The sequence below is a fragment of the Pseudonocardia sulfidoxydans NBRC 16205 genome (assembly GCF_007989085.1).
GTDB lineage: Bacteria > Actinomycetota > Actinomycetes > Mycobacteriales > Pseudonocardiaceae > Pseudonocardia > Pseudonocardia sulfidoxydans.
This window is the reverse complement of record NZ_BJVJ01000141.1, coordinates 1-6644: the sequence shown is the minus strand read 5'-3', so window position 1 is coordinate 6644 and position 6644 is coordinate 1. Positions and strand designations below refer to the sequence as shown.

The window sequence follows — 6644 nt, the reverse complement described above, 5'->3', positions numbered from 1 at the left end:
GGGGGAGCTGGGCCGGGGCCGCTGCTGTGGTGTCACGCTCATCGAGCGACCGGCCTGCGGTCTCGCGCAGCAGCAGCACCGAGACCGTCGAGATCACGGCGAGAACCGCCAGCATGATGCCGAGCGAGATCGAGCCGTAGGCGGCGAACAGAGGCGCCGCGACCACCGGTGGGATCGCCCCACCGACGATGCTGCCCAGGTTGAACGAGGCGCCGATACCGGTCGAGCGGTGGTGGGTGCGGAAGATCTCCGGCAGGTACGCCGTGGTGGGGGCGGCCGCGATGCCGACGAGGAACAGCGAGGCCGAGACGACCAGGCCCAGCAAGACGGGGCTACCGGCCCCGGCCAGTGGGAACATCACGAACGACCAGACGATCGCGACGAGGTTGCCGATCGTCATGGTCCGGCGCCGGCCGATCCGGTCGGAGAGCCAGGCACCGACGTAGCTGCCGACGAAGTTCCACACCACGGCGACGACGTTGATCACCAGCACGGTGTTGCGCGAGAAGCCGAGTGCCGCAGTCCCGTAGTTCGCCAGGTAGACCGCGCCCATGTAGAACATCGACAGCCACATCACGACCGAGCCGGCGCCGAACAGCACCTCTCGCCACTGCTCCCGCAGCACCGTGCGCAGCGGGAGCCTGGTGCGAGCAGCGGCCTCCGCGGCGGCGACGGCCGCTCGGTAGATCGGGGTCTCCGCGATGCCCAGTCGCACCCACAGTCCGATCGCGACGAGGACGATGCTGGCCAGGAACGGGATCCGCCAGCCCCACGCCAGGAATGCGTCCGGTGACATCGCCACGCTGGCGACGAGGAACGCCAGCGTGGCGAGCAGCAGGCCGAGACCCGTCCCGAAGGTCGGAGAGAGAGCGAAGAGCCCACGACGCCTCGGCGGTGCGTACTCCGCGACGAACAGCGCCGCGCTCGACCACTCCCCGCCCACCGCCAGGCCCTGGCACAGCCGCAGCACGATCAGCAGGATCGGGGCCGCGACGCCGATCGCCGCACCGCTGGGCAGGACGCCGATGAGCACCGTCGACAGACCCATGAGCAGCAGCGTCGCGATGAGAGTCGCCTTGCGCCCCACGCGGTCACCGACGTGGCCGAACAGGACGCCGCCGAGCGGCCGCGCGATGAACGCGACCCCGAAGGTCGCGAACGAGGCCGCCACCCCGGCCGCCGTCCCCAACGAGGGGAAGAAGACCTTGGGGAAGACGAGCGCGGCGGCGGTGCCGTAGATGAAGAAGTCGTAGTACTCGATCGTCGTGCCCAGCAGGCCGGCGCCGAACACACGGCGCAACGTCGCCGGGTCGGGGGCCGGGACGGTCGTCGTCGACGGGTCCATGTGTCGTCCCTCGGTTCTCTGCGCGGGTCAGGGGGCGGGCATCACGTCGCCGCACGCGGAGCAGGTGCGCGCGGCGAGGTCGTCGAAGAAGCGCCGGTAGGCCTTCCCGACCGGGTCGGTCCGGTAGTCGTCGACGTGGACGGCTTCCTCGTGCAGGAAGGTGTCGCAGGCCCGGCAGAACCACTGGAAGCGGTCGAGCTCGCCGGGCTTGCGCAGCCGTTCGACGACGAGGACGAACGCGTCCGGCGGGAACCGGGGCGAGTGCGGGATCCCGCTGCGCGTGTAGATCGCCGAGCCCTGCGGGATGACGGCGACGTCCTCGGAACCGTCCGGGTTGCGGTAGTGCAGGTTCATCTGCCCCCGCACCATGAACATGACCTCGTCGCTCGGGTTGAGGTGGAACTCGCTGCGGTACTCGCGACCGCGGGCGACGAAGGCCAGCGACTCCCCCTCCTGCCACAGCACCGTCACCCGGCCCTGGCTCTCGGCGAGGCCGGCGGCGACGCCGTCGAGGTCGACGATCGGCATCTGCACGAGAACGGCCGGCATGCCGGCTCCTCGCTCGGGGGCCGTCACGGGTTGCGCGCCGCGACGCACTCGATCTCGACGAGCACCCCGTCTCGGGGCGGGCTGGCGTGGACGGTGGTCCGGGCGGGGAACTGCGGGCAGTCCGCGAAGAACCGCCGGTAGACGGCGTTGAAAGCGGGGAAGTTCTCGATGTCGCGCAGGTAGCAGTTGCACTTGAGGATCCGCTCGCGCGACGACCCCGCGGCCTCGACGACGCGCAGCAGGTTCTCCAGCACGAGCTGGGCCTGCTCGTCGAAGTCGTGGGTCTTCAGCGTGTGCGTTTCCGGGTCGAGCGGGCCCTGGCCGGAACAGAAGACGATGTCGCCGAAGACGATCGCCTGTGACAGTGGCGCCTTCGTGCCGGCGGAGAAGCCGACGACGGGGGCCTTGTCGGTGCTGACGGACGTGATGGTCACGCGCGCTCCTTTTGTTGGTGGTCGAATCCGGCGGGCGGCATCGACGCCTCCGCCGGCACGGCCTGTTCGCGAACCCGCAGCCGGCCCTCGTCGACCCGGTCGGGATGGAGCAGGTCGGCGAACGGCGACGCGGCGACCTCAGCGGCCTGGTCGCCGCCGGCGTGCTCCAGGGCGACGAGGAAGCGCAGGCAGTCGGCCATCCGCGCGACCATCGCCTGGCCGCCCGTCGGACCGTGCCCGGGCACCAGGGTCGCGGCCGCGCTGCCACCGAGCCGGCGCAGCGCGGCCAGCCAGCCACGCACGTCGGCGTCCCACATCGACGGCCAGTGGCCGTTGAACACCAGATCGCCGACGAACGCCACGCCCTCGTCCGGGACGTGCGCAACGAGGTCTCCCTCGGTGTGCGCGGGCCCGAACGGCTCCAGCTCGACCTCGACGCCGCCGAGGTCGATCCGCGCGGGACCACCGATCCCGATCGTCGGGGGGGCGACGGCAGCATTCCGGACGTCGGCCGCGTCCTGCGGGCGCAGCCGCTCGAAGATCGCGACCTGCCGCTGCCATTCGCGCAGCTCGGCAGCCCTCGTCGAGGTGGTGGCGAGGATCGTCGCGCCGCGGAATGCGCCGTTGCCGAACACGTGGTCGCCATGGAAGTGCGAGTTGACGACTATCAGGTCGGCCGGCCGGGCGCCGGTCGCGGCCAGCACGACATGGGCCAGCTCCGCACCGAGCGTCGGTGTGACCCGGGTGTCGAAGACCAGCACGCGCTCGTCGCCGACGACGATCCCGGTGTTGGCCGCGCCTGCCGGGTCGCTCTCGACGGCCAGCACCCGACGCCCCAGCCGACGCGTGCGCGCGAGCGTCAACGGCGAGTCCTGCAGCCGGGCGACCGCGCGGTCCGGGTCGAGGCGCCCGGGGGGCACGACCGTCAGCACACCGGGCTCAGCCACGACGCACCCGCATCGGCAACGAGCCCCAGGCGCGCAACGTGTTGTTGAGGTGGCGGATCGGCTCCGCCGCCGGTGCGAGGGTCTCGACCCGCTCGACCAGCGCCGTCAGCAGCGCCTCGGCCTCCAGTCGAGCGATGTGCTGACCGACGCACTGGTGGATGCCGAAGCCGAAGCCCACATGTCCCGAGGGGTCGCGCCCCAGGTCGTAGGAGTCGGCGTCGGGCCAGTGCCGAGGGTCGCGGTTGGCACCGCCGAGGAACATGAGGATCTTCTTCCCGTCGGGGACGACCAGGCCCGGCTCGACGGTGACGTCGGTTGCCGCGGTCCGGAAGAACGTCTGCACCGGGGTGGCCCAGCGGATCGCCTCGTCGAAGGCGACGCGGGCGAGGCCGGGCTCGCGGCGCAGCCGGGCCCACTGGGCGGGGTGGGTGGCGAGCAGGTGCAGCGTCCAGGCCAAGCCCTGCACGATCGTGTCGACGCCCGCCGACAGCAACGACCGGACGACCATGGGCGCCTGCTCGGCGGTGATCTCGCCCCGCTCGGCGGCCTCGAACGTGCGCGCTCCGAAGCCGTCGGGGGCGAGGACGTCGCGGGCGCACCGGTCGTCGACCCACGCGGCATTGGCCGGGGCCTCCGCCTCGCCCGCGAGGACGAGGCGGTTGCGCGGACCGAAGGCGTTGGTCATGTGGTCGCCGTAGGCCAGCAGTCGACGCCAGTCCGACTCCGGGGCCAGCCCGACCGCGGCCGGGAAGACCCGCAGCGGCAGCTCCTCGGCGAACGCGGTGACCGCGTCGAACTCGTCCTCGGCGAGCACCTCGTCGACCAGCCGGCGCGCCGTCGCGAGCCATTCCTCGCGCAGCCGGCGGACCGCGTGCGGCGCAAGGATGGCCGACAGCACGCGGCGCGGCGCGTCGTGCCAGGGTGGGTCGGTCTCGAGCAGCACGCTCGGTTTTCGCCACGGCTCGTCGAACCGGAAGTTCAGCAGCCCCACGCCGGCACCGGACCGGAAGCGCTGCCAGTCGACGAGCGCCGCGTGCACCTGGGCGTAGCGGGCCATCGCGTACACGTCGTAGCGCGGCAGGTACACCAGGGGCCCGGCGTCGCGGAGCACGGCGTGCATCGGGTCGGGGTCGGCGAGCGACGTTGCGTCGAACGGGTCGACGTCGAGCGTCGGCACGCTCCGGGTGCCCACCGATGTCAGGGTCATCCCACTCCTCATGGTCAGAGGTCCAGCACGAGACGGTCGGTGCACGAGCGCGAGACGCACGGGTAGAGCGGGTCGTCGGGCCCACGCCGGCGGTCGTCGAAGATCGAGTCCCGGTGGTCGGGAACCCCCTCGAGGACGACTGCCTCGCACGTGCCGCAGGTGCCCTGCCGACACGACGACAGCAGGTCCACCCCGGCCGCGCGCAACGCGTCGAGCACCGACACGTCCGCGGTGACGGTGACGATGACCCCCGAACGCGCCGCCTCCACCTCGAACGGCACGGAACGGGCCGGCGCGGACCGCGCCCGGGCGACGAAGCGCTCGGTGTGCAGCGAGTACGGCGGCCACGAGCGGCAACGCGCCACGACGGCGTCGAGCAGCCCGGGGGGCCCGCAGCAGTAGACCGCGACGTCCGGCCGCGGGTCGTCGAGCCACGCCGCGAGGTCGAGCCGGCCGTTCTCGTCCTCGGGGACGAGGTGGACGCGGTCGCCGTGGCCTGCGAGGTCGTCGACGAAGGCCATCGAGGTCCGGGACCGGCCACCGTAGACCAGTGTCCAGTCGGCGCCGATCAGCTCCGCCTGGCTCACCATCGGCAGCAATGGCGTGATGCCGATCCCGCCCGCCAGGAACAGGTAGCGCTGCGCCGGGACCATCGGGAAGTCGTTGCGCGGCCCACCGACGCCGAGCAGCTCGCCGACACGCAGGTCGTCGTGGACGTACCGGGAGCCACCGCGGCCCGCGGGCTCACGCAGCACGCCGACGCGGTAGCGGGCCGGGTCGAAGCGGTCACCGCACAGCGAGTACTGCCGGACCGTGCCGTCGGGCAGCACCAGGTCGACGTGTGCGCCGGGTTGCCAGTCGGGGAGCCGGCCACCGTCGGGACGCGCCAGCGTCAGGGCCACGACCCTCTCGGCGACCTGCTCCTTCGCCTCGACCCGCACCGTGCCCGTCGCGGGTGCCGCCCCGGTTCGGGTCGGTGTCGTCCGTTCGTCGGTCAGCAACTGCGTCCTCCTCGCCGCGATGCCGGAGATCGTCGGCGCGGGAGGCACACCGCGACACCGCTTCTCTCGCTGAGCGAGCAAACTCGTGTGCGGCGAGGCGGCTGTCGGCTGCACTGAGGACGTCGCGTCGCTCGGCCCTGCCGGTCGGGGTCGGGCATGCTCGGACGGACGAAGGAGTGATGACGTGGCGGGGGGATCGGCAGGCCGTTCGGTGCTGAGCCGGGTGCTCGACGTGCTGGAGAGCTTCGACCCGAACGCCGAGATGCTCACGGTCAGCCAGATCGCGCAGCGCGCGGGTCTGACCGCACCGACGGCACACCGGCTCGTCACCGAGCTGCTGGCGCTCGGTCTGCTCGAACGGGGACCGAACCGTACGGTGCACGTCGGGCTACGGCTGTGGGAGGTGGCCTCGGCCGCCCCGTACGCTCAAGGCCTGCGCGAGCTGGCAATGCCCGCACTCGAGGATCTTCAGGCCACGGTCCGTCAGCACACCCAGCTCTACGTGCGGGAAGGCACGGAGACGCTGCTGATCGAACGGCTCTCGAGCCGCACCGCGGTCCCCAACTTCGCGAAGGTCGGCGGCCGGCTGCCGTTGCATGCCTCGTCCGGCGGCCTGGTGCTGCTGGCCCACGGCGGCCCCGAGCTGGAGGCCGAGGTGCTGTCCGCGCCCATGCGGCGTTACACCCCTACCACCCCGGTACGGCCGGAGCAGGTGCAGGCACTGCTTGCCACCGTCCGCGAGCGCGGCTACATCGCCTGCGACGGCTTCATCAGCGACGGCGCGATGGGCGTCGCTGTGCCGGTGCGCGACGGCGCGGGTGAGACGGTGGCCGCGCTGTCGGTGGTGGTGCCCAGCGGCGGGGCACAGCCCATGGCCTACGTCAACGCGCTGGTCGTGACAGCCCGGGCCATCGGCCGCGAGCTGGCCAAGCCGCGGGTGCCGCAGTGGCATCCGATGCAGCCGACGTCGCGGCGCGGAGTCCGTCCCGACCGGTCGGGCCCAGCGACGAAGCGCGCGTGACCGACTCCGGACCGAAAGCCGACGGCGGGCGCCCCGGCACGTGCGCGCAGGGGTCAGCCCCTTCGCGTGTCGGCGGCGACGCGTCGACCCGGCGCTTGACTCCCGCGAGGCCCGGCCCGCCACCGGGCGGCACCCACGAC

The 6644-nt window shown here is 72.5% G+C and carries 7 protein-coding genes; 1 reads left to right on the top strand and 6 read right to left on the bottom strand.

Going from position 1 to position 6644, the window contains the following annotated elements; all coding sequences use genetic code 11:
• The 6 genes from PSU4_RS30320 to PSU4_RS30295 all read right to left on the bottom strand — a co-directional run.
• A partial coding sequence (locus PSU4_RS30320; RefSeq protein ID WP_147116042.1) for an MFS transporter occupies nt 1-1345 on the bottom strand: 1345 nt, incomplete at its 3' end.
• A gap of 27 nt (nt 1346-1372) precedes the next feature.
• A complete protein-coding gene (locus tag PSU4_RS30315) occupies nt 1373-1894 on the bottom strand; it encodes a 3-hydroxyanthranilate 3,4-dioxygenase (protein WP_147116040.1) in 522 nt (173 codons plus the stop codon).
• A gap of 23 nt (nt 1895-1917) precedes the next feature.
• A complete protein-coding gene (locus tag PSU4_RS30310; protein ID WP_246115453.1) occupies nt 1918-2328 on the bottom strand; it encodes a RidA family protein in 411 nt (136 codons plus the stop codon).
• Nucleotides 2325-3275 (bottom strand): MBL fold metallo-hydrolase, encoded by a 951-nt coding sequence (locus PSU4_RS30305; RefSeq protein WP_147116036.1) that lies wholly within the window; start codon nt 3273-3275, stop codon nt 2325-2327. Before PSU4_RS30305 ends, PSU4_RS30310 begins: the two co-directional genes overlap by 4 nt.
• Entirely contained in the window at nt 3268-4482 is a 1215-nt protein-coding gene (locus PSU4_RS30300; RefSeq protein ID WP_147116034.1) for a cytochrome P450, read from the bottom strand. The genes PSU4_RS30305 and PSU4_RS30300 overlap by 8 nt, the downstream gene beginning before the upstream one ends.
• A 14-nt stretch (nt 4483-4496) precedes the next feature.
• Entirely contained in the window at nt 4497-5483 is a 987-nt protein-coding gene (locus tag PSU4_RS30295) for a PDR/VanB family oxidoreductase (RefSeq protein WP_147116032.1), read from the bottom strand.
• Nucleotides 5484-5667: 184 nt separating this feature from the next.
• Here PSU4_RS30295 and PSU4_RS30290 point away from each other — a divergent pair, with 184 nt between their 5' ends.
• Nucleotides 5668-6504 carry an IclR family transcriptional regulator gene (locus PSU4_RS30290; protein WP_147116030.1) on the top strand — a complete coding sequence of 279 codons (837 nt, stop codon included), beginning with the start codon at nt 5668-5670 and terminating at the stop codon, nt 6502-6504.
• Nucleotides 6505-6644 lie beyond the last annotated feature (140 nt).